Raw genomic sequence first — 24,804 nt, 5'->3', positions numbered from 1 at the left:
CCAGGTCAGGCCCGCGAAATGGCAGAAGGTGCAGTTCCCAGCGCTGGGGACTGCACCATCTGCCCAATCGGGGGGGGGCAAGGGGACAGCAGGGGGGGAGCCCCCCCCCCCAATCGGCCCTCGGTGCCCGCCCCCGCGGGGGCCCCCCCCACCTTCTGCCATCTCGGGGAGGGGCAAGGGAAGAGCAGGGGGGAAGGCGGACTAGAGGTCCAGCAGCTCCACTCCGGCGTCTTCGAGCTCGGTCAGGGCGGCCCGGGTTTCGGCGCGGTCGATTCCGCGGCACAGCTCCGGAATGACGAACGTGTCGTAGCCGGCGGCAATGGCGTCCAAGGCCGTGGCCCGGACGCAGTAATCGGCGGCCAGGCCCACGATCACCACTTCCTCGACGTCGTTCTCGCGCAGCCAGTCATCGAGGCTGACGGTTTCGGCCGGGTCCGGGGGAACCGCCGCGGCATCCAGGTCGCCGGTGGGGACTTCGTCTTCGGGGGCGAGCACCCCTTCGAAACCGGAGTAGGCCGCCTCGTACTGTCCCTTGCGGAAAAACGCATCGATGTGTTCGGTGTCCAGGTCCGGATGCAGGCTGGCACCGGTGGAACCGGCGACGCAGTGCACGGGCCAGGAATTCTTGTAGTCGGGGGTGTCGGAGAAATGGGAGCCGGGTTCAATGTGCCAGTCCTGGGTGGCGGCCACCACGTCGTAACGGCCCAGCGTCGTTTCGATGTAGTCGGTGATTTCGGAGGCGGTGTCGGTGCCGCCGGGAACGGCGAGCGATCCTCCCTCGCAGAAGTCGTTCTGGACGTCGACAACAATCAGGGCACGCGTCATTCTCACTCCTCGTATTCGGTGGGGATTACCGGTTCGCCGCGCTGCAGGCGGTTCACCGCGGTTGGAAGTTCAGCCAGGGACGCGGTATGCCGCTTGGCGGCCCGGTCCACGGCTTCAGCCCCGGTCCAGCCGGGAAGGATTTCGCCGTCGGCAACAAACTGCTCCAGCAGCGGGCGGTCGTTGCCGTCATCGACCGGCCGGTGGCCGATGCCGATGACCTCGGCGGTGGCCGTGCCGCGCTCATTGAGCCGGCGCAGCGCATACTTGCGTCCGCCGCGGGACGCCTTGTTCTTGGCGGCCTTGGCCACCGAGACAAACTCGTGGTCGTCCCCTTCGCGGCTGACCAGCTTGTAGACCATTCCGGCCGTGGGCGCACCGGAACCGGTGACCAGGGACGTTCCCACGCCGTACGCGTCCACCGGGGCGGAGGCCAGGGCGGCGATGGCGTATTCGTCCAGGTCCGAGGTCACCATGATCCGGGTGTTCGTGTTGCCCAGGTCATCGAGCAGCTCGCGCACCCACTTGGCCTGGGCCACCAGGTCGCCGGAATCCAGCCGGACCCCGCCAAGTTCCGGACCGGCGGCGGCGACGGCGTTGCGCACGCCCTGTTCGACGTCGTACGTGTCCACCAGCAGTGACGTGCCAACACCCAGCGAGCCGATCTGGGCCGCAAAGGCGTCAGGCTCCGTGTCATGCAGCAGGGTAAAGGAATGGGCGGCGGTGCCCACGGTCTTCAAACCGTAGCGGCGCCCGGCTTCGAGGTTCGACGTGGAATCGAAGCCGGCGATGATCGCAGCCCGGGCGGCGGCCACTGCCGCCTCCTCGTGCGTGCGGCGCGATCCCATTTCAATGCAGGGACGGTCGCCGGCGGCGCTGACCATCCGCGATGCCGCGGACGCGATGGCGCTGTCATGGTTCAGGACCGACAGCAGGAGGGTCTCCAGGATGCAGGCCTCGGCGAAGGTCGATTCAACGGTCAGGATGGGCGAATGCGGGAAGTACGCCTCGCCTTCCGCGTATCCGAAGATGTTGCCGGAGAAGCGGAAATCGGCCAGCCACTTCAGCGTGGGCGCATCCACCACCGAGGTGCGTTCCAGGAAGTCCAGCTGTTCGTCGTCGAACCGGAAGGCGGCCAGTGCCTCGAGGATCCGGCCGGTGCCGGCGACGACGCCGTATCGGCGGCCGTCGGGCAGCCGGCGGCCGAAGACCTCAAACACCGAGCGGCGGGAGGCGGTGCCCGAGTGCAGGGCAGCCTGCAGCATGGTCAACTCGTAATGGTCTGTATACAGGGCGGCATTAGGCTGGCGCCAAGCGTTAGGGCTGTTCACAGTCAAAACTCTATCCCCCGTTCGCTTATTGAGTAGAAGACCTCCGCTGGCGGTTTGGCCACCGGGAGCCAACCTACAATTGGACTCATGACTTTGAGCACTGCGCCCGGCACCGACACACTCGAGCGCGCTGAAACGGAGTCCATGGTCAGCAGCGACGTGCCCTGGGTGGTGATCGTCTGGAATGACCCGGTCAACCTCATGAGTTACGTCAGCTACGTTTTCCGCAGCTACTTCGGGTACTCCGAAGCCAAGGCCAACAAGCTGATGATGGAAGTGCATGAGCACGGAAAATCAGTCGTGGCCACCGGCTCCCGCGAATCGGCGGAGCGGGACACCGTGGCGATGCACTCCTACGGGCTGTGGGCCACGTTCCAAAAGACCGACGAGCCCTGACCCGCGGCACGCAGGCAGGCACCACCAGCAGGACAGACCGGCCCCGGGCCGGCGGATAGGACAGACGTGGCAAGCGGATTCAAAACCACCCGCAAGGGAATCTCGGCATCACTGGATGCGGGGGAGCGGGAGCTGCTGCGCAGCCTGTTCAACGACGTGCTGGGCATGCTCGAGCCGGACACCCCGGCAGACGCCGATCCGCTCGCCGCGATGGTGGGGTTGGACACCAGTGCCCGTGTCCCGTCAGACTCCGCGCTGCGCCGGCTGCTGCCGGACGGGGTGCAGGGGGACGACGGCGAAGCCCTGGAATTCCGCCGCCTCACCGAGCGCTCGCTGCGGGAAGACAAGACCGGAGCACTGCGCGCCGCGGCCCTGCTGCTGGAGTCCAAGCCGCTGCTCCTGAACGGTGAGCAGGCCCAGTACTTTGCCCGTGCCCTCAACGATGTGCGGCTTGTCCTCGCCGACCGGCTGAACCTGGAAACCGACGAAGACGCCGAGCGGCTGCACGACATCACCGAGCCCTCCCAGGCGCAGGACGTGGACGGCTACCTTGCCCTCGTCTACAACTTTGTCACCTGGCTTCAGGAGACCCTGATGCAGGCCATGACCCGCTCGCTGCTGTGATCAAGCGCACGTCCGGTTGAGTACGCCCCGGGGGACGGGGGGACTATTCTCGATACATTATGAGCTCTGACCCGGATAGTTCCTCACTGACGACGGAACCGCTGAAGGACGCACCGCGCACACCGCTGCGCAAGCGCGCCAGCCAGCCGCAGCACGACAGCCTGCCGCGGAAAAACAATGCGGACGCCCCCATCGGCATTTTCGACTCCGGGGTGGGAGGGCTTACCGTCGCCCGGGCGGTCATTGACCAGCTGCCCAATGAGTCGATTCTTTACGTGGGCGACACCGCCCGCGGACCCTACGGCCCGCTTCCGATCGCCGAAGTCCGGGCCAACGCGCTGGGCGTGATGGATGAACTGGTGGATTCCGGCGTCAAGCTGCTGGTCATCGCCTGCAACACCGCCTCGGCCGCAGTGCTCCGGGACGCCCGCGAGCGTTACACCCGCCGCTACGGCATTCCCGTGATCGAAGTGATCCAGCCCGCCGTGCGCCGCGCCGTCGCGGCCACCCGGTCCGGCCGGATCGGCGTGATCGGCACCGAGGCCACCGTCGGATCGCGGGCCTACAACGACACCTTCGCGGCCGCTCCCCATCTGGAGATCGCCTCGGTGGCGTGCCCGGCGTTTGTCCGGTACGTCGAAGCCGGCGTCACGGCGGGCCCGGACCTGCTGGCCAGCGCCGAAGAATACCTGGCACCCCTGAAGGCCCGGGACGTGGACACCCTGGTGCTGGGCTGCACCCACTACCCGCTGCTCACCGGCGTGATTTCCTACGTCATGGGCGACGGCGTGACGCTGGTGTCCAGCGCAGAAGAAACCGCCAAGGACGTCTACCGGGCGCTGATCTCCCACGACCTGCAGCGCACCGCCGCCACAGCGCCCGAACACCACTTCGTGGCCACGGGGGATTCGACGTCGTTTGAGCTGCTCGCCCGCCGCTTCCTCGGCCCCGAGGTCCTCAGCGTTGAACACGTCGAGAACGTCGCGGCGCACTATCCCACCGGCAGCCTGGCCCGGATCACCCCGGAAATGGTGACCGCGGACCGCTCCGGACGCCGTTCTCCCGCAGACCGCTCCATCCACAACGAACACGGAAGGCCGCCCGGCGCCCTTCGGAACGGCACTCCATGAAACTGACCATCGTGGGCTGCAGCGGCTCCTTTCCCGGCCCGGCGTCGCCCGCCTCCTGCTATCTCGTGACCGCCAACGACGGCGTCCGTGACTGGCGCATCCTGCTGGACCTGGGCAACGGCTCAATGGGCGCGCTGCAGCGCTACATGGACCTGCGCGACATTGACGCCGTGCTGCTGACCCACCTTCATCCGGACCACTGCATGGACCTCTGCGGCCTGCACGTGGCAGTGCACTGGGACCCGGCCGGCTGGAACCGGGACCGGATCAAGGTCTGGGGGCCGCAGGACACCGCTGACCGGATGGCCACGGCCTACGGCCTGCCGACCGATCCCGGCATGCACGAGGACTTCGAGTTCCTGCACTGGACCGGCGGGGAAACCGTGACCATCGGCCCGTTCACCGTGACGCCCTATCCGGTCCGGCATCCGGCCGATGAGGCGTATGCGCTGCGGATCGAGGCAACCGGCATCGGCGCCGACGGCAAGCCCGTGCTGCACACGCTGGCGTACTCCGGAGACACCGACTCCTGCGACGGCCTGGAGGAAGCCGCCCGTGACAGCGACGTCTTCCTCTGCGAAGCCGCCTTCCATGAAGGCCGCGACGACGCCATCGAGGGTGTGCACCTGACCGGCAAGCGTGCCGGTGCCGCGGCCTCCGCAGCCCACGCCCGCCGTCTGCTCCTGACCCACCTGCCGGTCTGGAACGACGCAAACACGTCAGTGGCCGAGGCCAGGGAAACCTATGCCGGTGACCTGGCGGTGGCCGTCGCCGGTGTCTCCTACGACGTCGGCAGCCCGTTCGCCGCGCCGCTGGCCGTCAACCCCGGGGTCCAGCCCGCAGGCTGAGCGGCTCCGCGGGCGGTCCCACCCGCACGCCGGGCGGCCCCGCCCGGCGGGTGCCCCGTTCCGGCCGATAGACTGGGCGCATGACTACCGCTGCAAACAGCCCTGTTTCTTCCACGCCCGCCGCCGGTTCCGCCGTCGTGCGCTCCGACGGCCGCACCCCTGACCAGCTGCGCAGCATCACCATCACCCGCGGCTGGTCCAAGCAGGCCGAAGGCTCCGCGCTGATCGAGTTCGGCAACACACGCGTGCTGTGCACCGCCTCCCTGACCCCTGGCGTGCCGCGCTGGCTCAAGGGCGAGGGCAAGGGCTGGGTCACGGCCGAGTACGCCATGCTGCCCCGGGCCACCAACACCCGCAACGCCCGCGAATCGGTCAAAGGCAAGCTCGGCGGGCGCACCCACGAGATTTCCCGGCTGATCGGCCGCTCGCTGCGCTCCATCATCGACACCAAGGCGCTGGGCGAAAACACCATCGTGCTGGACTGCGACGTGCTGCAGGCCGACGGCGGCACCCGCACCGCCGCCATCACCGGCGCCTACGTGGCGCTGGCCGATGCCCTGACCTGGGCCAAGGACAACAAACTCATCGCCCGCAACGCGGAGCCCCTGCTGGACACCGTGGCGGCCATCAGCGTCGGCATCATCGACGGCGTGCCCATGCTGGACCTGCCGTACGTCGAAGATGTCCGCGCCGAAACCGACATGAATGTCGTGGTGACCGGTTCGGGCAAGTTCGTGGAGGTCCAGGGCACCGCCGAAGGCGCACCGTTTGACCGCGATGAACTCAATGCCCTGCTGGACCTGGCACTGCTGGGCACCTCCGAGCTGGCGGAGATCCAGCGCAGCACCCTGGGCGAGTCGGCATGAGCCCGGTTCCCGCAGAGGCCCGGCTGGTCCTCGCCACCCGCAACCAGGGCAAGCTGCGGGAACTGCGTGAGCTGCTGCGCGGACGGATCGAGGGGCTCGACGTCGACACCCAGGTGATCGACGCGGCCGCCGCCGGGGTTCCCGACGTTGCCGAAACCGGCGTCACCTTCGAGGAAAACTCGCTGCTCAAGGCCCGTGCCGTGGCCGCGGCCACCGGGCTGGCCGCGATTGCCGACGATTCCGGGCTGGCCGTGGACGTCCTGGGCGGTGCCCCGGGGATCTTCTCCGCCCGCTGGTCCGGACGGCACGGCGACGACGCCTCGAACCTGGAGCTGCTGCTGGCCCAGCTGGCCGACATTTCCGAGGAGCATCGGGGCGCGGCGTTTGTGTGCGCCGCGGCGCTCGCGCTGCCGGACGGCACCGCAGCCGTGGAGCGCGGAGAGCTGCGCGGGACGCTGCTTCCAGCCCCGCGCGGAACCGGCGGCTTCGGCTACGACCCGGTGCTCCGGCCCGAAGGCTCGGACCGCAGCTGCGCCGAGCTGGCGCCGGCGGAAAAGAACGCCATCAGCCACCGGGGGCAGGCGTTCCGCGCCCTGCTGCCGGCGATCGTGGAGGCCCTGGCCTGAGCAGCCCGGGGAACTGCCCGGCGGCCCGTCGGATGGCCCGGGTTTCCGCCCGGGCCGATTCGTAGGGCAGAATTGAGGGCAATATGACTACACAGATTCTTGCCTCAGTTGCCACCGCCAGTACCGACGGATCGGCGCTGGGAGGGATCGCGCAGTGGGCCGTTGACATGATGGAGACCATCGGGGCTCCCGGTGCGGGCCTGGCCATCGCCATTGAAAACCTCTTTCCGCCGCTGCCCAGCGAAGTGATCCTGCCGCTGGCCGGCTTCACCGCCAGCCAGGGAAACTTCTCAATTGTCGCCGCGCTGTTCTGGACCACCCTCGGGTCCGTCGTTGGCGCCCTGGCCCTGTACGGCCTGGGCGCCTGGCTGGGCCGGGACCGGATGCGCCGCCTCGTCTCCAAGGTGCCCCTCGTTGACCTGGAAGACGTGGACAAGGTCGAGGCCTGGTTCAACCGGCACGGCTACAAGGCAGTGTTCTTTGGCCGGATGATCCCGTTGTTCCGCAGCCTGATTTCCATTCCGGCAGGCATCGAGCGGATGCCGGTCTGGAAGTTCCTGGGACTGACCACTGCCGGAAGCCTCATCTGGAACTCCATCTTCATCATCGCCGGGTTCTACCTTGGCGAGAGCTGGCACCTCGTGGAGGCCTATGCCGACGTCTTCCAGAAGATCGTCATAGTGGCCTGCGTCCTGGTGGCCGTCTGGTTCGTGGCCAGCAAGGTCCGCTCCCACCGGCGGAAGAAGTCCGTCCTGCCGCCCGAGCCCGCCGAGGGCGAGTAACGTCCACCGCATCTGATTGACCCGCATCTTCACCGTTTTGCCCCCATCTTCAGCAAGGAACCGAACACCGCGTGGGAATTGAATTCACGGCCATAGACTTCGAAACGGCCAACGGATTCCGGGGATCGCCCTGTTCGGTGGGGCTGGTCAAGGTGCGCGACGGCGTCGTCGTCGAGGAAGCCTCGTGGCTCATGCGCCCGCCGCAGGGGCACGACTTCTTTGACCGGCGCAACACCCGCATCCACGGCATCGAAGCTGACATGGTGGCCGGAGCTCCGCGCTTCGGCGAGCTGTTTCCGGAAATCGGAGCGTTCATCGGCGGAGACCTGCTGGTGGCCCACAACGCAGCCTTCGACATGGGCGTGATCCGCTCCGCCCTGGAAGTTTCCGGCTTGCCGGGTCCGGCCTATGACTACACCTGCTCGGTGGTGCACTCCCGCCGCACCTACAGCCTGGTGTCCCACTCGCTGCCCTTCGCGGCCGAGGCTGCCGGTGTGCCGCTGCTGAACCACCACGACGCCGTGGAGGACTCCCGCGCCTGCGCCGGGATCATGCTCGACATTGTCCGCCGCAGCGGTGCCGCCGACATGGCCGGTTTTTTTGCGCTCCAGGGGATGGTCCCGTCCCGGCTCGACGCCTATCTTCCGGGCATCGATACCCTCTCGAAGGCAACACGCGCCGCCTTGGAACGCGGCACCGGCTCGGAGGCCAAGGCGGCGGCCACCGGCTGGTCGGGATGGCCCTCCGAAGGGGACAACCCGCCGCCCAATCCGCTGGCCGATGCCGCTCATCCGCTTTTCGGCCACACAGTGGTCTTCAGCGGAAACCTGGGCATGTCGCGCCAGTCAGCCAAGAACGCCGCCGCGGACTTCGGCGCCCGCCCGGCCTCCAACGTCACCCGTGCCACCACGATGCTGGTGATGGGCGACGGCTTCGAGGCCGGAGACCTGCGCAACGGGGTCCTGACCGGCAAGGCACGCCGGGTTCTGGACCTGCACGGCAAGGGACAGCGCATCGAGGTGCTCTCCGAGGCCGAGTTCCTGCAGATGCTCGGCGGCACCGGCGGCACCGGGGCATAGCCGCAGCGGCGGCTCCCGGTAACGCCGGCGCTGCGGCTACGCGCCCGTGGCGGCGACGAACTGCCGGGCCAGCTCTTCGATGAGGTCCCGGCCCTCCAGCACGGCCAGCCAGTCGCCGGGCAGGGCTGCTGCGCCGTAGAGCGTGCCCAGAATGTTTCCGGTGACGGAGCCCGTGGAGCCGGCGGCGCCGTCGTGGTGGACGGCCAAGGCCACCGCGGCACGGAAGTGCTCCTGCGGCGAGCCGGCTCCGGAGGTGGCCAGCGCGGCGTACAGTCCGCGGGCCAGGGCTTCTTCTGCCACCCGGCCCTCGCCCAGGGCCGCAGTTAGTTCCTCCGGGGAAACCGGCCCGGAACGCGCCAGCTCAATGGCAGCGGCCATCCGGGCGGACAGTTCGGGCACGCCGCTTTCGGCTGCGCGGAGCACCGCCGCCTCCGCGGCCTGCTGCAGCGACGCTGCAGGGGACAGCAGATCGTGGATCAGCGCGCTGAACACCGCGGCGCTGTGCCGCGCGGACGGATGTCCGTGTGTCAGCGACGCTGCGTCCTCACTCAGGCGGTACACCATGCCCGGTTCCACATAGGGAAGCAGGCCAAACGGTGCGGACCGGGTGACGGTCCCGCTTTCCTTGGAATCCGGATTGACCGGCCGGAACTTGGTTCCCATGTCCGGCCCGGAAAGCCCGGAGAGGCTTGTGTTTCCGGGAGCGCGGCGCTGGTGCAGAACCGGCTGCGCATCGATCCACCGCAGCGGAGGATTCGGGGCGCCGGGGTCCGGGGAGACCCCCTGGGTCTTCAGCCAGCGCAGGTACGCCAGCCAGAGGCAGGCGGTTTCGTCGGCACCCACCCCCGCGTTGGCCCATTCCAGGGCTTCCAGCAGCCCGTCGAGCGTGTACAGCGTCATCTGTGTGGCAGCGGAGAACGGAACGGGCCCGGCGACGCCGGACAGGGTCCCGGTTCCGTCCGGTCCAAAGGCGTGGCGGACCTCCGCGGAACCGGAAGATCCGGCGGCGTGGCCGAGCGCATCGCCCAGTGCGCCGCCAAGCAGGCAGCCAAACACTTTTCCTCCCTGTCCATCGAGGGGAAGATGGAAGGAGGACGCACCCGGTTCCGTCGGAAAAGGATCAGCGGCGGGCGGTTCTTTGGGGTTTAGGCTCACCGTTCCAGCATATCGAGCGTCCCGGCATGCGCGAGCCTTCAGTATCCTCCCAGCTGGCAATGGCAAGCTGGGTGAGTTTGCCCGACGCGTGTTTACCGCTCCGGGCCTGCGGCGGTTTCCCTGATGGATTCCGCCGTGCCACACCCCCTAGGAAGAGGACACTTTTTGCGAATGAATGCCGAGCCCATCTCCACAGGCGGCGCACGTGCTGCGCACCCTGCCACCGGAACAGCACCCCGCAAGCGCCTGCACACCTACGGGCTGGTTGGGCGCAGCGCAGCAGAGGCCGTGGGCTCGTTCCTTCTGGTCTTTGTCGGCGTTGGCCTTGCCTTCTTTAGCGCCACGGGCAGCGTCTCTTCGCCCCTGGGCGTCGGCCTGGCCGCGGCTGCGGCCATGGTGGCCTTCGGCTACGTCTCCGGCGGACACTTCAATCCGGCCATCAGCGTTGCCAGCGCCGCGGCCGGCCGCACCTCGTTGAAAGCACTGCCGGTCTACGTCATCGCGCAGCTCATCGGCGCAGCATTGGCTGTGCTGATCCTCTGGGTTGTCATCCAGGGCGTTCCCGAACTCAATGAAACACGCACTGTCTTCTCCGCCCTGTCCAACGGGTATGGCGTTGAGTACGGTGCCGGCTTCCCGCTGGCCAGCGCCCTGCTGACCGAGGTCATCGGTGCCGCACTGCTCACCGCTGTGTTCCTGGGAGCCACGGCCGGGCGCAAGCCTGCGGCCACCGCGGCGTTTGCCGTGGGCGTGACCTACGTGGTCCTGCTGACGTTCCTGGCACCGATCACCGGCGGCTCGCTCAACCCGGCACGCTCCACTGCGGTTGCCCTCTTCGCCGACAGTGATGCGCTGGGCCATCTCTGGCTCTTCTGGGTCGCTCCGATCCTTGGCGCGCTGATCGCCGGCCTGATCTACCGCAGCATCGACCTCACGGTCGCCGATGCGGCCGACGACGACTTCGATGCCGATTACGACGCCGACTCGGCGGCTGCTCCGGCCGCCGCTTCACCGGCTGCAGCCCCCGACGCCTCGCGTCAGGGCACCTCCGCCCGGATCAACGGGGATGAGGCCCGCGGCTTCTTCAACGGCGACGACGACGGCGGCAAGCGCGCCAACAAGTCCTCCTAGCTCACACGCCCGACCACGCCCACGCCCTCCGGCGCACCACTTGCCGGAGGGGGTGGGCGTTGTCATGTCCCCGGTGTCCGGGGAGTGTCGGTGCCGGGAGGTAGTTTTAGGAGTATGCGATTACTGCACACCTCCGATTGGCATTTGGGCCGCTCTTTCCACGGCGTGGGAATGCTCGGCGCCCAGCAGCAGTTCATCGACCGGCTCGTGGACACCGTCCGCGAGCAGGCGGTTGACGCGGTGCTGATCGCCGGTGACGTCTATGACCGTGCCCTGCCGGGGGTCGACGTCGTCCGTCTGCTCGATTCGGCACTGGACCGGATCACGGCCGCCGGGGCGAAGGTCATCCTGTCCAGCGGCAACCACGATTCCGCCGCCCGGCTGGGCTTCGGCAGCCGCATCTTTGAGCGCGGCGGCGTGTACCTGCGCACCCGGATCAGCGAGATTCCGGAGCCGGTCCTGCTCGACACCGGCGGCACGCCCGTCGCCGTCTACGGCATCCCCTATCTGGAACCGCGGCTGGCCGCCCCGGAGCTCGGCGTTGACACGCCGCACCACACCACCGTCGTGGCCGAAGCCGTCCGCCGCATCGCTGCGGATGTGCAGCGCCGGGCCGACGCCGGCCAGCCGGTCCTGCCGGTGGCCATGGCCCATGTCTTCGCCAGCGGCGGCATCACGTCGGACAGTGAGCGGGACCTCACCGTCGGGGGAGTCGGAGCTGTTCCGCTGGACCTCTTTGACGGCTTCACCTACACCGCCCTGGGCCACCTGCACGGACGGCAGGAACTGAGTCCCTCCGTTCGGTACAGCGGTTCTCCGCTGCCCTATTCCTTCTCCGAGGCACGCCAGCAGAAGGGCGGGCTCCTGGTGGAATTCGACGCCGCCGGCCTGGTGTCCGTGGAACCGGTCCTGTGGCCGGCGCCGCGCCGGCTCGCCGTCCTTCGGGGCACCCTGGCCGAGCTGCTGGCAGACCCTGAGCTGACGGATGCCGAAACCGCTTACTGCCAGGTGACCCTGACGGATGACGAACGCCCGGCCAAGGCCATGGAATCAGTGCGCAGCAGGTTTCCGGACACCCTGGTCCTGGCCTTCGAACCAGCCTCGGGGCCGCGTGCCGCGGGCCAGACCTACAGCCAGCGGCTGGCCAAGGCCACAGACGACCTGGAGATCTGCTGCGGCTTCCTGGACCATGTCCGCTCCCGGCAGGCCGATGAGCAGGAAAAGCAGCTGTTTGCGGACGTCCTCACCAAGGTCCAGTCTGCGGAGGCGGCGAAATGAGGATTCACCGGCTGGAAATCCAGGCGTTCGGCCCCTTCGCCGACCGCCAGGTCATCGACTTCGACGAACTCGGGGCCCATGGGCTGTTCCTGCTGAACGGCCCCACCGGCGCCGGCAAGACCAGCATCCTCGACGCCATCTGCTATGCCCTCTACGGCGGGGTCCCCGGCGCCCGGCAGACCGCCAAACGGCTGCGCAGCGACCACGCGGCGCCGGACACCGCGCCGGAAGTCGTGTGCGAATTCAGTTCCGGCGACCGCCGCTTTGAGGTGGTCCGGAACCCGGCCTGGGACCGTCCCGCCAAGCGCGGCACCGGAAAAACCGTGACCGAGCAGGCGCACACGACTCTCCGCGAGTTCGTCAACGGGGAATGGGTGACAAAGTCCGCCCGCAACGATGAGGCCGGTGCCGAGATCCAGGCCCTCATGGGCATGGACAAGGAACAGTTCACCCGGGTGGTCATGCTGCCGCAGGGCGACTTCGCGGCGTTCCTGCGCGCTGACGCCAAAACACGGGCGGATCTGCTGCAGAAGCTCTTTGGCACCACCCGGTTCGAAGAGATTGAAGACCAGCTCAAGGAGGACCTCGCGGCGGCCTCCCGCGACCTGCAGGCCGCCCGGGCCGATGCTGAGCATGTCCTGCGCCGTGCCCGTGACGAAATGCAGCGCTGGGCCGCGGACACCGACCCGGAAGCTGAGGGTGACGCCGACGGCGACGGCAATGCCGACGCAGACGCCGGTGCTGACGCCGCGGCAGACGCGGCAGCCGCTGCTGATGAAGCGGGCCCGGGAGCTGGGGGCGGCAGCACCGACACCGCCGCGGTGGAGAAGTTCCGCCGCACGCTGGCGGCCCGGACTGCCGCGGCGCGGGAAACCTCCGCCGCACTCTCCGCTGCCCTGCGGGAAGCTGAAGCCGCCCAGCTGGACATCGAGCACCGCCGCTCCCGCGGCCTCGCCCGCCAGCAGCTGGAGCGCGATGAACAGGCGCACGCCCGGCAGCTGGCCGAGGTGGAACCGCTGCGCGCCGCCCTGGCCCGGCACGGGCAGGCCGAAGCACTGGGCGGTTACGTCCGGGCCGTTGACACCGCCGCAGCCCGGCTCCAGCTCCGGGAGGACGCGGCAGCGCACGCCCTGGCGGAGCTGTCCGCCCATCCGCGCGCCGCGGCGTACGGCCTGGCCGGGGATTCCCCGGAAGATGCAGCGGAGGAGATTCCGGAGGAGGCTGCGGAGCTTGCAGCCGAACTGGCAGCGGCGGATGCCCGGCTGACCACGGAGCTGGGAACGGCGGAAGCCGCACTGGCCGAGGAACAGCGCATCAGCGTGCTCGAAACCGAGCTCGCTGAAGCCGCCGGGCGGGCCGGGACCCGGCGCGCGGCGGCTGCCGCGGCGGGCGCCGCGGCAGCCGCGCTTCGTACTGAAGAGGGTGAACTGACCCGCGAACTCGAATCCTTGCGGGAGCGGGCCTCCGGGCGGGAAGCGGCGGCGGAAGACGTGGACCGGGCACGCGCCCTGACACGGGCCATCGGGGAATATGCCCGGGCCGCCCGGGAGGCAGCAGCCGCCGACGAGGCCGCTGCCGAACTGCGCGGAACGTACCAGGACCGGCGCCAGGAATGGCAGGACAAGCTGCAGCGCCGGCTGGAGCAGGCCGCCGCGGAACTGGCCGGACGGTTGGAATCCGGGCAGGGCTGCCCGGTGTGCGGCAGTGCTGAACACCCAGCCCCGGCGGTCCTGCCGGACGGCGAGAGCGCGGTGACAAAGCTGGACGAGGACAACGCCCGGCTGCTCACCGAAAGCGCCGAGCAGGAGTTCGAAGCCGCCCGTGCGGAGGCGGATGCCGCCAACCGCCGGCTGGCCGAGCTGCGGATCCAGGGCGGGGACGGCGACCCGGAAACCGCCCGTGCGCTGGAAGCCGCAGCACAGGATGCCCTGGCCCAGGCAACCTCCGCCGGCCGGGAACTGGACGCCGCGCTGAAGCGCTGCACAGAACTGTCGGCCAAACTCGAGCAGCTGGCCGAGGAAGAATCGGCCGCCCAGGTCGCGGCGGCGCAGGCGGATGAGCAGCGCATCTCGGCGCAGCGGCAGATCGCTGAACTCAGCGGACGCGTTGAGGCCGCCCGGGACGGCTTTGCCTCGCTCGCGGAACGGGTTGACTGCCTGACCGGACTTCGCGGCCTGGTGGCAGCCGCACGACGGACGCTGGCGGACCGGCAAGCGGCCGGGGAAAATGCCGCTGAAGCGCAGGAAGACCTTTCCGCACGGCTGAAGGCGTCGGAATTCGAAACCGCCCAGGCAGTGCGGGACGCCCTGCTGGCTGACGAAGAGGCCGCCGCGTTCAAGCTCACCGTGACCGGCTACGACCAGGCGGGGCAGCGGCTGGCATTGCGCCGCGAGAGCGAGGAGTCAGCGGCAGCCCTGGACGGACGCGGAGAACCGCTTCCCGTGCCGGATGAGGAAGACCTGGTTCTTGCCGCCGACCTCACGGCAGCGGCCCGGACCCGGCTCACCCAGTGTTCAGTGCGGCTGGGCCTCTTGGAGGCCTCAACCGCCGCTCTGCAGGAGTACGCGCGTGAGCTGGCCGAGGCGGCCGAACGCATCCGCCCCCTGGAACAGCGCCACGACCTGCTCCGCTCGGTGACCGACACCGCGCGTGGCGGCGGCGAGAACGGCTACAAGATGACGCTGAGCACCTACGTCCTGGCCGCGCGCCTGGAACAGGTCGCCGCGGCGGCAACCGAACGCCTGTCGGCCATGACCGGTGGCCGTTATGCCCTGGTGCACAGCGATTCCACCTCCGGCAACAGGAAGGCCGGCCTGGGCCTGCACGTCACCGATGCCTGGACGGGGCAGCACCGGGACACCTCCACGCTCTCCGGCGGGGAGGGCTTCATGGCGTCCCTGGCCCTGGCGTTGGGCCTGGCCGACGTCGTCCAGCAGGAGGCCGGCGGCGTCAGCATCGAGACTTTGTTTGTGGACGAGGGGTTCGGCAGCCTGGATGAAACGTCGCTGGAACAGGTGATGGATGCGCTGGAAGGGCTCCGCGACGGGGGCCGTGTGGTGGGCCTCGTCAGCCACGTGGCTGAAATGAAGCAGCGCATCGGAGCGCAGCTGCAGATCACGAAGGGCCGGAACGGGTCCTCCGTGCGCTTCTCCGCCGGTGACCCGGTGGGTGTCTGACCGGCGGTACATGCCGCCTATACGGGAAGAGAACCCAAAAGGGAAGACTCCGGTAGAGATGATTGACAGATCCAAGTAGTCAGGTTTCACTTCCTTCACAGCAGTCACACCCTTTTTGAGGAGACCGACCATGAGGACATCCAAAACCATCACCGCCCTGTCGCTTGCCGTGCTGTTGGCGGCAGGGACCGCGGCGGCCCCGGCATATGCAGTCGGAGAGGGGCCCAACTACGGCGGGAACGAAACCATTAACACCTCGATTCTGCGCACCTACGACGAGGTCGTGGCTGAGCTCCATAAACAGGATGCACGCCAACCGGCGATGGAGCTGGAAGTGATCGGGCAGTCGGTAAAGGGCCGGGACCTGTATCTCGCGAAGTTCATCACCAACCCGGACAATCCCACGATCCTTTATCTGACGCAGCAGCACGGCAATGAACAGCTGACCACCGAGGGTGCGCTGGAGTTCGTCAAGCACCTCGGCACCGGCAAAACCAAAGGGGTGTTGAACGGGGTGAACATCCTGGTTGTCCCCATGCTCAATCCCGACGGAGCAATGGGTGATGTCGACTTTCCCCTGGACGGTTACATCGCAGACGGCGGTCGGACCCTGACCCGCGCTAATGCCACCGGCACGGACCTGAACCGTGACCATGTGGCAAAGATCCAGCCGGAAACCCAAGCTCTGCACCGGAACGTTCTGCAGGCGTACAACGTCGACTACATGATCGATCTTCACCATCAGGGCACACAGAGCGAACGCGACGGCCGGCTCGTGTCCGGGTCGATTCTCTATCCCACGACGCCGAATGCTGACCCGGCCGTGGTCGAGGGTTCCAAGCAACTGGGCGCGGTGGTGTTCGGCGCCGTGGACCCGACCGGATGGGGACATCTTGGACGGTACGTCGGAGGATCTGTTGAAACAATCAGCCGCAACGGGATTTCGGTTGAGTACGGAATCTCCACGCTGCTCTTTGAGATGCGCGGCATGTCGGACAACACCAATCCCTCGGCTGTCCTCGGCCAGAAGAGCAACGGATATTTGATCAAGCAAACGGTCACCACGCTGGATGCGACCGCCAGAGCGATCGCAAACGGTTCGATCCGTTCCGCGGATACCTCATTCTGGGACACCCTTGCCGAGCAGACCACGCGCGACAGCGAATAACCCCGGACTGTCCGCCGGTGGACAACACCGGCCGGCGGACAGTGCAAGGAACATCACGGCGGCGGGGGCACGGAATCGGATAGAATAGCGGGGTAGCCGGGTTGGGCGCATCGGGAGGGGGGACGATGCGCGTTGAAACGTGTCTGGAACCGCATGAACAATCTTCCGTCTGCCCCCACTGCGCCCCGGAGCAGCACTCCGGGTACCCCTCCTCCGAACGAGCAGGCTTCCCGCGAGCCGGTGCCCGCCGAAGCGTCGCCGGCCGAAGCTGAGCGCACTCCCGCAGAAGCAACCGCCGGCCGGTACGCGCGGATCTTCGCGCTGGCGGGCCGGGGATTCGTGCCGGTCGCCTTCCTGGCCCGGCTGCCGCTGGCCATGCTGACCGTCGGCGCCCTCACCCTGGTCACCAGCGTTACCGGATCCTATGCGACCGGCGGCCTGGCCGCCGGCGCCGTCGGAATCGGCTCGGCACTGGGCGCTCCCGTCCTCGGATATGTGGCGGACCGCGTCGGTCAGCGGCCGGTCCTGCTGACCACCGCCGTCGTCAACCCGCTGGCCATCGCGCTGACGTTGTACATGGCCTTCCAGCTGCCCGATGCAGCGACTCCGTTCGCGGCACTGGCCGCTGCCTTCCTGATGGGCGCCACCTGCCCCCAGGTCGGTCCGCTGGCCCGTGTGCGCTGGATGGCCATGACCGAGCGCAGGCGCGGTGCCGACACCGCGGGCGCACGTGACCTGGACACCGCGATGTCCTTCGAGAGCACCGCGGATGAGCTCAGCTTCGTGCTCGGCCCAGCGCTCGTCGGTCTGCTGGCAGCCGCCGTCGCGCCCTGGCTGCCGCTGGCCATAGCCGCGGTTTTGACGCTGACCATGGTCAGCGCCTTTGCCGTGCACCCGACGGTCCGTTCCGTTGTCCCCGCGCGGGCGGCACGCGCAGCTAAGGCTGCACGTGATGCTGACGCAGAGAAGGCAGGCAATCCGGTCGAAGCCGATGTGGTGCATCCGCGCGCGGACTGGCTGCTCATCGCCCTTCCCGTCCTGGGCATGGTGGCGATGGGAACCTTCTTTGGCGGAACGCAGACGAGCCTCACCGCCTTTGGCGGTCTCTTTGACATTGCCTCCGCCGCAGGCCTGCTGTACGCGGTCATGGGCATCAGTTCGGCCGCGGCGGCACTGTCCGTGGCCTTCTGGCCGGAGCGCTTTACGGCGGCCGCGCGTTGGATGGTCTCCGCGGCGGCCATGGCCGCTTTCTCGGTCCTCCTGCTCTTCCCCGCGGATATCCCCACCATGCTGGTGGCGCTTTTCGTCCTGGGCATCCCCGTGGGTCCCACCATGGTGAGCATCTTCGGTATCGGCGCGGTCGTCGCCCCTCGGCACCTGATGGGCACGGTCATGACGATGCTCGCCAGCGGCGTGGTCACCGGAACCGCCATCGGCGCTTCCCTGGCCGGACGGCTGGCCGACAGCGACGGCCATCAGGCGGCGTTCCTGGTGCCGGTGGGAGCAGCGGTCGTACTGCTTATCCTGAGCCTGTGCGTCCGGTGGGCAATCGCGTCCCGCCGGGGTGCCGCTAACCACGCGGCAGGCTGAGCGTCAAGGTCACGGTCTCCTATCGATGTGACCTATTCCACGAAAATTCTTGACTGAGTAGGGCCCGACTCCTTACGTTTGCGCAGAGAACAAATGTTCATCATGCGAACGGGTATCCGGGGACCATTGTTGTGGCCCCGGATGCCGGTGACAAAGGAGTCGATCCATGAAACGTGCCATCTCCCTTGCCGGAGCAGCCGTCGCTGCGCTGGCCCTCTCTGCCTGCGGATCAGGTTCGCTCTCCGGAGGGGAATCGACCGAATCAGGCGGCGCCGGCGGTGCGGCCGAGGGAGATCTGACGAAGGTCGCCGTCGGCGTGATCCCGATTGTGGACACTGCGCCGATCTGGCTGGGAAAGGAACAGGGCTTCTTCGAGGACGCGGGCCTTGACCTCGATATCCAGACCACCACCGGCGGCGCCGCAGCGGTGCCCGGCGTGGTCAGCGGGGACTTCCAATTCGCCTTCGGCAACACCATGTCCGTCATGGTCGCCAATGACAAGGGCCTGGACGTCCGATATGTAGCGAACGGCAACTCCACCACTGGTGACACCTCCTCCGACTTCGGGGCCGTCGTGGTTCCCGCGGACTCCGAGATCCAGGCCCCCGCCGACCTGGCCGGCCGGACGGTATCGGTCAACAACCTCTCGAACATTGGCGACACCACCATCCGCAAGGTCGTCGAGGACGACGGGGGCGACGAGTCCGCCATCAGGTTTGTGGAGATCCCCTTCCCGGACGCTCCGGCCGCCCTTGAATCGGGCCAGGTGGATGCCGCCTGGATCGTCGAACCCTTCCTAACCCAGGCTGTGGAGTCCGGCGCCCGGGTCATCTCCTACAACTTTGCCGAGACCGACCCGAACCTGGACATCTCGGGGTACTTCACCTCCGCCGAGTACATTGAGGCGAATCCGGAGCTGGTGGAGAACTTCACCGAGGCCATGAACAAGTCTCTGGTGTATGCCCAGGAGAACCCGGAAGCGGTCCGCGACGTGGTGGGCACCTACACCAAGATCGACGAGGCGATGCGCGCCAAAATGATCCTGCCGACCTTCCGCGTAGAGTTTGACCGGGACGCAACCGCCGTGCTTGGTGATGCCGCAACCCGGTACGGCACCCTGACAGAGGCACCGGATCTGGACCTCATGCTGCCCGCGCAGCAGTAGCGCTGACCGGAACGACGCGACTCATGAAAACCCCGCTGCGTCTTCCGGCCGGGCCCCTCCTGGGCATGGCCGGAATCGCGGGTTTCCTCCTGACCTGGGAACTTATTCCCCGGACCGGGCTGGTTAATCCCGCCTACCTGCCGCCGGCAAGCGACGTCCTCGGCATCTTCTTCTCCAACCTGGCGCTGGGCGCTTTTTGGACCGCGGTCGGCCAGACGATGACCGGCTGGGCGCTGGGCCTGCTGATCGCAGCGACCGCCGCAGTGATCCTGGGCCTGATCATCGGCTCCAGCACCTTCCTGCGCCGCGCCACCAACTCGACCATTGAATTCCTGCGGCCTATTCCGTCAGTGGCACTGATTCCCCTGGCCGTGCTGCTGTTCGGCTTCAAGCTGGAATCGACCCTGCTGCTGGTGGTTTACGCCTCGTTCTGGCAGGTCCTGATCCAGGTGCTCTACGGGGTGGCCGACGTTGACCCGGTGGCCAGCAACACCGCCCGCAGCTTTGGGCTGGGCCGGCTGGACCGAATCCGGTACGTCGTGTGGCCCACCACGCTGCCGTATCTGATGACGGGAATCCGGCTGGCTGCAGCTGTTGCGCTGATCCTAGCCATTACCGCCGGGCTGATCATCGGCTCGCCCGGCCTGGGCAACGAGATCGCGCTGGCGCAGTCCGGAGGGGCGGTGGCCCAAATGTATGCGCTGGTGCTGACCACCGGAGTGCTGGGCATCGTGATCAATATGGGCATGCGCTTCGTTGAGCGGCGCACCCTGCGCTGGCACAGTTCGGTACGCGGGGATGTGGTGGTATGAAACTGCTCCGAAAGTTCGGCTACCTCGTGGGCCTGCCGGTGCTGCTGATCCTGCTCTGGTGGGCTTCCACCTTGGGCGGCACGAACTTCTTCGTGCCCAAGCCAGGGATCCTCGCAGACAAACTGGTCACGGTCTGGGTGGGGGAGCGCTTTGTGCAGGATGTGCTGCCCAGTGTCACCCGCCTGATCATCGGCATCCTGCTGGCAATTGTGCTGGGCACGGTGCTGGGCGTGCTCGTCGGCACGATCCGCTGGCTGCGCAGCCTGCTGGAACCGATGCTGGAGTTCTTCCGTGCCATCCCGCCGCCGGTGCTCATTCCGGTGCTGATGCTGCTGATCGGCATCAACGACCAGATGAAGGTTGCGGTGATCGTCTCGGGCTGCATCTGGCCGGTGCTGCTGAACACCATCGAGGGCGTCCGTGCCGTGGACGGCACGCTCAGCGACAGCGCCAAGACCTTCCGCATCACCGGCTTCCACCGGCTGCGCTATCTGGTCCTGCCCAGCGCCAGTCCGCAGATCATGGCGGGCATCCGGCAGTGCCTGTCGATCGGCCTGATCCTCATGGTCATCTCCGAAATGTTCGCGTCCTCGGAGGGCCTGGGCTTCACGATCGTCCAGTTCCAGCGCTCCTTCGCCATCCCCGAGATGTGGAGCGGCATCGTGGTCCTGGGACTGATCGGCGTCGTCATGTCATTTTTGTTCCAGTGGACCGAACGCCGCGTTCTTGGCTGGTACCACGGGTTAAGAGAGGTAGAACATGCAGAATAACTCCCCGGAGGCGGCTGGAAAGCCGCTGCTGGAAGTCCGCGGCATTCAGAAGATCTACAAGGTCGACGCCGGTGAGGTGGAAGCGGTGCGGAACCTTACCTTCGATCTCCGCCCCGGGGAGCTGGTCTGTCTTGTCGGCCCGTCGGGCAGCGGCAAGACCACGCTGCTGAAGATCATCGCCGGCCTCATGGCAGCTACCTCGGGGGAGGTGGTCCTGGAAGGCAGAAAGATCACCGATCCGCCCAAGGACATGGCCGTCGTCTTTCAGGAGTACGGACGCAGCCTCTTTCCCTGGATGACGGTGCGGGCCAACGTAGAGCTGCCGCTCAAGACCGCCGGGATGCCCAAGGCCGAGCGCACACGGCTGGTCGATGACGCCCTGCAGGCGGTCGGGCTGGACCACGTGCCCACCAGCTACCCGTGGCAGCTCTCCGGCGGTATGCAGCAGCGGGTGGCCATTGCCCGGGCGGTCGCGTATCAGCCCAAGGTCCTGCTGATGGATGAGCCCTTTGCCGCCGTCGATGCGCAGACCCGTGCCGATCTGGAGGACCTGGTTCGGAGTATCTGGGCAAAGCTGGGGGTAACCATCCTGTTCGTCACCCACGACATCGACGAGTCCGTGTACTTGGGTGAACGGGTGGTCGTCCTCTCCAGTTCGCCCACCGTGGTGCAGGAGGATATCCTCATCGACCTGCCTGCTGAGCGGGACCAGCTCACCACCCGCTCGCTGCCGCGGTTCGTCGAACTGCGCAACCACGTTTACGAGCAGATCCAGCTAGCCAAGCACAACGCGGGCGGCTCCCGGGCAGGCAAAGCCGACGGCGGGGGCGGCGGCCGACCCGTGCTGCCCGGCTCTGGCACGGGCGGCGAAAGCGCGGTCCGCCAATGAAGACCGTCAGGGAGGAAACCCTTGACGTGATGCGGCTTCGGGGCCTCACCACATTGTTCTCGAATCCGGGTTCCACCGAAGTGCCGTTCCTGGTCGACCTGCCGGATGACTTCGACTTCATTCTTGCCCTGCATGAAGGATCGGTGGTGGGAATGGCAACCGGCTACGCCCTGGCGACGGGACGCTGCGCTTTCGCGCTGCTGCATACTACCGCGGGGCTGGGCAACGCGGTCGGCGCCATCGCCACGGCGCGGGTAAACCGGGCGCCGCTGGTGGTCATGGTGGGCCAACAGGACCGCCGGCATCTGGCCCTGGAGCCGTTCCTTACCGGTCAGCTGGACGGGCTGGCAGGAAACTATCCGCTGGAAATTTTGTCCCCGGTCCGGGCCGCAGATGTCCCGTCGGCGGTATCGCGGGCTGCGCTGCGGGCCGAGCAGGGGTCCGGTCCCGTCCTGGTCATTGTGCCGATGGGGGACTGGGATGAACCGATGGAGCCGCATGCTGCGGCGGCAGCCGGGCGCGTCGTCCTTGCTCCGCCCGGACTGCCTGCGGCCGCCGCGGAGGTCGCCGCCATGCTCGCAGCCGCTCACAATCCGGCGATCCTGGCCGGCGCGGGAAACGACACCGAAGCCGGCTGGGCAGCCCTGACGGAGCTGGCTGAAACTCTTCAGGCCCCGGTCTGGATCGAGCCCTTCGGGGCCCGGGCAGGCTTTCCTCAGACACATCCGCTGTATCAGGGGCAGCTTCCGGCAGACCGTCCCCGGGTGCGTGCCGCGCTGTCGGGCCATGACGTGCTGCTCGTCGCCGGCACCGCAGCCATCCGGCAATACCCCTATGCCGAGGGACCGCTCGTGCCGGAGCAAACCCGCATAGTGGTGCTGACCGCCGACGCCGCAGAGGCCAACCGTTCACCCGCAGACCTCGCGCTTGTCGGCGATCCCGCGGTGCTGGTGGCCGGCATTTCCCGTCTGCTTGCGGAGCAGATGCCCCCGGCGCGGCCCGCAGCCGCGGCAGCCGCGGCAGCCCCGGCTGCGGCGTTTCGTTTGGACCCGCCGGCGGAGGGGGAGGCACTGCGGGCGGCGCACGTTTTCGAGCTGCTGGCACGGTACCTGCCCCGGGACGCCGTCCTCGTCGAGGAGGCGCCGTCGTCCCGCCCGGCGCTGCAGGCGATGGTGCCGGCGCAGGCCCCCTTGGGGTTCGTCTCGGCGGCGATGGGCGGGTTGGGGTTCGCACTGCCGGCCGCCATCGGACTCAAGATGGGCCTGCCAGGGAGGACGGTGGTTGCGGTGGTCGGCGACGGGTCCTCGCTCTACGCCATCCAATCACTTTGGACGGCCGCGGAACGGGGAGTCCCGGTGGTCTTCATCGTCCTGGCCAACGGCAGCTACGCGGTAATGGACAGGCTGGCCGACAAGCGCGGAGGCAAGGCGCCGTGGCCGGCGTTTCCGCAGATCTCCGTTGCCACCCTGGCCGAAGGCCTGGGAGTTCCGGCCCGCCGAGTCACGGAGTTCTCCGCGCTGGAAGCCGAGCTCGCGGTCCTGGCCGGCCCCGCCACCACGAATGGAGCGCCGCTGCTGCTGGAGGTGTCAGTCGCTGCCGAAGTGGTCTTCGCCCCGTGACGTCCACGCTCGGCCGCGGCGTGCCGGGTGCCGGTCCCGCTGTCGGGTGAGCCCTCAGGTGGCTTAGTATCGAAGGAAGCGCCGGATTTTCGGCGGAGACGCAGCGGATGAGGAGACCCACCATGGGCAGCGAAAAGAACGCCAACGAGGATCACTCCAAGGACGGCGAGAAGACAACGGGACCCGAGGGGACCATTCCTGACACCAAGGATGGCGTGGCCGCGGCGTCCACCGATGAAGCGTCGAACTTTGAGCCCGAGGAAGACCAGGAATCCGCCGAGGGCGGATCCAAGTAGCCCGCAGAACGCTACGCAGAAGCCCGGACCGGGAGCACCCGGTCCGGGCTTCGTTTTGTCCGTGTGCTGCCCTGCCGGCCGTTCCCTGCGGGAGCGGGTCTAGCCCAGGCTGGGAGCGTGGGCCGGCGGCAGCGGAATGTAGATGTTGCCGGTGGTGACACCGCCGGTTACGGCGTCGTCGGGCCCGGAATCCGCCGGAGAGTCCGGGCTGTGCGGGGCTTCGGCTTCCATGCCGAAGCCCCGCAGCGCCGCGGCGGCGTCATGGGCGTCCGGCCGGGCGTCGACGGTTCGGGCGGTCATGGCGCGCAGCAGTTCAACCCAGTCGGAGCCGAGCTCCGCGGGCACCTCCGGGTCACGGACCAGGCGTGCGACGGCGGACTCCACGATCGGGCCGGGGAACGCCTTTTCGCCGGTGAGGCATTCGAGCAGCACCAGCCCGAGGGAGTAGATGTCGGTCCGCGGATCCACCGCTCCGGCCAAAGCCTGTTCCGGGCTGAGGTAATTGGCGGTGCCGATGGTGGCGCCGTGCGCCGTGGCCATCGTTGCCTCAGTCATCCGTGCGATGCCGAAGTCGGTGAGCTTGGGATAGAGGCGCGTATCGTTCTCGGCCTGCGGATACAGGAGGATGTTTGCGGGCTTGACGTCCCGGTGAATCACGGCGTTGGAGTGCACATAGTTCAGGGCGTCGGCCAAATCGGCGCCCAGGGAAGCTGTGGCGATGGGGCCCAGCGGTCCGGATTTCAGCGTGCGGCGCAGGTCCGGGCCGTCCACGAGCTCCATGACCAGGAAGGTGGAGAGGCGTCCGTCGTCGTCCTCCAGGGTGCCGGCGTCCAGCAGGGTGACCAGGCCGGGGTGGTTCAGAGTGGCCAGCAGGAGGATTTCGGTCTGCTGGCGGCGGTTCTCGTCGTCGTCGTTAACGCTGGGATGGAATAGCTTGACCGCCACTTCCCGCCCCAGGTGCTCATCGGCCGCCCGGTAAACGGAGGCAGCGCCGCCCGAACCGATGAGCTCGGTGGTCCGGTAGCGCTTCCCAAGGAGTACATCCACGGGTGTCCTCCTAGAGGGTGTGTCGAAGAAAGAAGAAATGGGCAGGAGGGTCCGGGTCTGTTGCTCACCACCGGAGGGGGAATTGATCAGCCGCCTGATTAATTCGGTCCTGCCCCACTCACCATTCCACCCTATCCTGCGCCAGCGGCGGATCCCGGGAGGCGGGCGCGGCTTTATCAAGCCGTAATTATGTGTCTTCTCACT

General features: G+C 67.8%; 23 protein-coding genes. 19 read left to right on the top strand and 4 right to left on the bottom strand.

The features are described 5' to 3' along the window. Nucleotides 1-201: 201 nt before the first annotated feature. Together QNO00_RS03900 and QNO00_RS03895 are read right to left on the bottom strand one after the other, a co-directional pair. Complete coding sequence (locus tag QNO00_RS03900) at nt 202-825, bottom strand: nicotinamidase (protein ID WP_284023694.1); 624 nt, start codon at nt 823-825, stop codon at nt 202-204. A 2-nt stretch (nt 826-827) separates the two neighbouring features. Next, a complete protein-coding gene (locus QNO00_RS03895; protein WP_284023693.1) occupies nt 828-2,153 on the bottom strand; it encodes a nicotinate phosphoribosyltransferase in 1,326 nt (441 codons plus the stop codon). 87 nt (nt 2,154-2,240) lie between these two features. Here QNO00_RS03895 and clpS point away from each other — a divergent pair, with 87 nt between their 5' ends. The 8 genes from clpS (at nt 2,241) to QNO00_RS03855 (ending at nt 8,504) form a co-directional block, all read left to right on the top strand. Further along, nucleotides 2,241-2,549 (top strand): ATP-dependent Clp protease adapter ClpS, encoded by a 309-nt coding sequence (clpS, locus tag QNO00_RS03890; RefSeq protein WP_229965230.1) that lies wholly within the window; start codon nt 2,241-2,243, stop codon nt 2,547-2,549. Nucleotides 2,550-2,615: 66 nt separating this feature from the next. Beyond that, nucleotides 2,616-3,173, top strand: a complete 558-nt coding sequence (locus tag QNO00_RS03885) for a DUF2017 domain-containing protein (RefSeq protein ID WP_284023692.1) — start codon at nt 2,616-2,618, stop codon at nt 3,171-3,173. A gap of 59 nt (nt 3,174-3,232) precedes the next feature. Further along, nucleotides 3,233-4,303 (top strand): glutamate racemase, encoded by a 1,071-nt coding sequence (gene murI / locus QNO00_RS03880; RefSeq protein WP_229965232.1) that lies wholly within the window; start codon nt 3,233-3,235, stop codon nt 4,301-4,303. After that, nucleotides 4,300-5,151, top strand: a complete 852-nt coding sequence (locus QNO00_RS03875; protein WP_229965233.1) for an MBL fold metallo-hydrolase — start codon at nt 4,300-4,302, stop codon at nt 5,149-5,151. Before murI ends, QNO00_RS03875 begins: the two co-directional genes overlap by 4 nt. Nucleotides 5,152-5,231: 80 nt before the next feature. Next, entirely contained in the window at nt 5,232-6,017 is a 786-nt protein-coding gene (rph, locus tag QNO00_RS03870; protein WP_231712144.1) for a ribonuclease PH, read from the top strand. Next, nucleotides 6,014-6,643 (top strand): RdgB/HAM1 family non-canonical purine NTP pyrophosphatase, encoded by a 630-nt coding sequence (rdgB, locus tag QNO00_RS03865; protein WP_284023691.1) that lies wholly within the window; start codon nt 6,014-6,016, stop codon nt 6,641-6,643. Before rph ends, rdgB begins: the two co-directional genes overlap by 4 nt. Nucleotides 6,644-6,726: 83 nt before the next feature. Then, on the top strand, nt 6,727-7,425 hold the full coding sequence (locus tag QNO00_RS03860; protein ID WP_284023690.1) for a DedA family protein: 699 nt from the start codon (nt 6,727-6,729) through the stop codon (nt 7,423-7,425). Between the two features lie 71 nt (nt 7,426-7,496). Beyond that, nucleotides 7,497-8,504, top strand: coding sequence for a 3'-5' exonuclease (locus QNO00_RS03855; protein ID WP_284023689.1), 1,008 nt, complete (start codon nt 7,497-7,499; stop codon nt 8,502-8,504). Between the two features lie 36 nt (nt 8,505-8,540). Here QNO00_RS03855 and QNO00_RS03850 read toward each other — a convergent pair whose 3' ends face one another. Further along, on the bottom strand, nt 8,541-9,560 hold the full coding sequence (locus tag QNO00_RS03850) for an ADP-ribosylglycohydrolase family protein (RefSeq protein ID WP_284023688.1): 1,020 nt from the start codon (nt 9,558-9,560) through the stop codon (nt 8,541-8,543). Nucleotides 9,561-9,830: 270 nt separating this feature from the next. On the opposite strand from QNO00_RS03850, the gene QNO00_RS03845 reads away from it, so the two are divergent. The 11 genes from QNO00_RS03845 to QNO00_RS03795 all read left to right on the top strand — a co-directional run bounded on the left by QNO00_RS03845 (nt 9,831) and on the right by QNO00_RS03795 (nt 23,553). Then, nucleotides 9,831-10,790 carry an aquaporin gene (locus QNO00_RS03845; protein WP_284023687.1) on the top strand — a complete coding sequence of 320 codons (960 nt, stop codon included), beginning with the start codon at nt 9,831-9,833 and terminating at the stop codon, nt 10,788-10,790. A gap of 114 nt (nt 10,791-10,904) precedes the next feature. Beyond that, nucleotides 10,905-12,068, top strand: a complete 1,164-nt coding sequence (locus QNO00_RS03840) for an exonuclease SbcCD subunit D (protein ID WP_229965239.1) — start codon at nt 10,905-10,907, stop codon at nt 12,066-12,068. After that, the gene (locus QNO00_RS03835; RefSeq protein ID WP_284023686.1) at nt 12,065-15,244 is read left to right on the top strand and encodes an AAA family ATPase; all 3,180 of its coding nucleotides are present in this window, start codon (nt 12,065-12,067) and stop codon (nt 15,242-15,244) included. The genes QNO00_RS03840 and QNO00_RS03835 overlap by 4 nt, the downstream gene beginning before the upstream one ends. Nucleotides 15,245-15,374: 130 nt before the next feature. Then, nucleotides 15,375-16,412 carry a M14 family zinc carboxypeptidase gene (locus QNO00_RS03830; RefSeq protein ID WP_284023685.1) on the top strand — a complete coding sequence of 346 codons (1,038 nt, stop codon included), beginning with the start codon at nt 15,375-15,377 and terminating at the stop codon, nt 16,410-16,412. 153 nt (nt 16,413-16,565) lie between these two features. Next, nucleotides 16,566-18,002: an MFS transporter gene (locus QNO00_RS03825; protein ID WP_284023684.1), complete on the top strand. Its 1,437-nt coding sequence runs from the start codon at nt 16,566-16,568 to the stop codon at nt 18,000-18,002. A 166-nt stretch (nt 18,003-18,168) separates the two neighbouring features. Then, nucleotides 18,169-19,167 (top strand): ABC transporter substrate-binding protein, encoded by a 999-nt coding sequence (locus QNO00_RS03820; protein WP_284023683.1) that lies wholly within the window; start codon nt 18,169-18,171, stop codon nt 19,165-19,167. 23 nt (nt 19,168-19,190) lie between these two features. Beyond that, complete coding sequence (locus tag QNO00_RS03815) at nt 19,191-19,979, top strand: ABC transporter permease (RefSeq protein WP_284023682.1); 789 nt, start codon at nt 19,191-19,193, stop codon at nt 19,977-19,979. Beyond that, on the top strand, nt 19,976-20,749 hold the full coding sequence (locus QNO00_RS03810; RefSeq protein WP_229965245.1) for an ABC transporter permease: 774 nt from the start codon (nt 19,976-19,978) through the stop codon (nt 20,747-20,749). The genes QNO00_RS03815 and QNO00_RS03810 overlap by 4 nt, the downstream gene beginning before the upstream one ends. Then, nucleotides 20,739-21,638 (top strand): ABC transporter ATP-binding protein, encoded by a 900-nt coding sequence (locus QNO00_RS03805; protein WP_229965246.1) that lies wholly within the window; start codon nt 20,739-20,741, stop codon nt 21,636-21,638. The genes QNO00_RS03810 and QNO00_RS03805 overlap by 11 nt, the downstream gene beginning before the upstream one ends. Then, nucleotides 21,635-23,257 (top strand): thiamine pyrophosphate-dependent enzyme, encoded by a 1,623-nt coding sequence (locus tag QNO00_RS03800; protein WP_284023681.1) that lies wholly within the window; start codon nt 21,635-21,637, stop codon nt 23,255-23,257. The genes QNO00_RS03805 and QNO00_RS03800 overlap by 4 nt, the downstream gene beginning before the upstream one ends. A gap of 122 nt (nt 23,258-23,379) precedes the next feature. Then, nucleotides 23,380-23,553 (top strand): hypothetical protein, encoded by a 174-nt coding sequence (locus QNO00_RS03795; protein ID WP_229965248.1) that lies wholly within the window; start codon nt 23,380-23,382, stop codon nt 23,551-23,553. 99 nt (nt 23,554-23,652) lie between these two features. Here QNO00_RS03795 and QNO00_RS03790 read toward each other — a convergent pair whose 3' ends face one another. Further along, on the bottom strand, nt 23,653-24,600 hold the full coding sequence (locus QNO00_RS03790) for a serine/threonine-protein kinase (protein ID WP_229965249.1): 948 nt from the start codon (nt 24,598-24,600) through the stop codon (nt 23,653-23,655). Nucleotides 24,601-24,804 lie beyond the last annotated feature (204 nt).

Source organism: Arthrobacter sp. zg-Y1219 (assembly GCF_030125545.1).
GTDB lineage: Bacteria > Actinomycetota > Actinomycetes > Actinomycetales > Micrococcaceae > Arthrobacter_B.
The sequence above is the reverse complement of the archived record's forward strand: the minus strand, read 5'-3'. Positions and strand labels throughout refer to the sequence as shown.